This is a genomic window from Pseudoalteromonas sp. SR45-6 (assembly GCF_014163545.1).
Taxonomy (GTDB): domain Bacteria; phylum Pseudomonadota; class Gammaproteobacteria; order Enterobacterales; family Alteromonadaceae; genus Pseudoalteromonas; species Pseudoalteromonas rhizosphaerae.
This window is the reverse complement of the sequence record NZ_JACJDM010000193.1, coordinates 1-420: the sequence shown is the minus strand read 5'-3', so window position 1 is coordinate 420 and position 420 is coordinate 1. Positions and strand designations below refer to the sequence as shown.

Below are 420 nucleotides of genomic sequence, written 5' to 3'. Positions count from 1 at the left end.
TATTCAACGAATAAAGAATGGTGGGTCATGATGGACTTGAACCATCGACCAATGGATTAAAAGTCCACTGCTCTACCAACTGAGCTAATGACCCGCTCTGGTGTGCCTAAGCACGCTGCGTAGATCCGCCGATTATAACCACTCTACTATTCAACGAATAAAGAATGGTGGGTCATGATGGACTTGAACCATCGACCAATGGATTAAAAGTCCACTGCTCTACCAACTGAGCTAATGACCCGCTCTGATGTGCCTAAGCACGCTGCGTAGATCCGCCGATTATAAACCACCCTATTATTCAACGAATAAAGAATGGTGGGTCATGATGGACTTGAACCATCGACCAATGGATTAAAAGTCCACTGCTCTACCAACTGAGCTAATGACCCGCTCTGGTGTGCCTAAGCACGCTGCGTAGAT

3 tRNA genes are annotated in these 420 nt (G+C 46.4%); all 3 read right to left on the bottom strand.

Annotated features, from left to right (window positions below):
- Positions 1-18: 18 nt before the first annotated feature.
- The 3 genes from H5158_RS22875 to H5158_RS22865 all read right to left on the bottom strand — a co-directional run bounded on the left by H5158_RS22875 (position 19) and on the right by H5158_RS22865 (position 389).
- Positions 19-94: transfer RNA gene (locus H5158_RS22875), tRNA-Lys, on the bottom strand.
- A gap of 71 nt (positions 95-165) precedes the next feature.
- Positions 166-241 (bottom strand) — tRNA-Lys (locus H5158_RS22870).
- Between the two features lie 72 nt (positions 242-313).
- A tRNA-Lys gene (locus tag H5158_RS22865) sits at positions 314-389 on the bottom strand.
- Between the last annotated feature and the right edge of the window lie 31 nt (positions 390-420).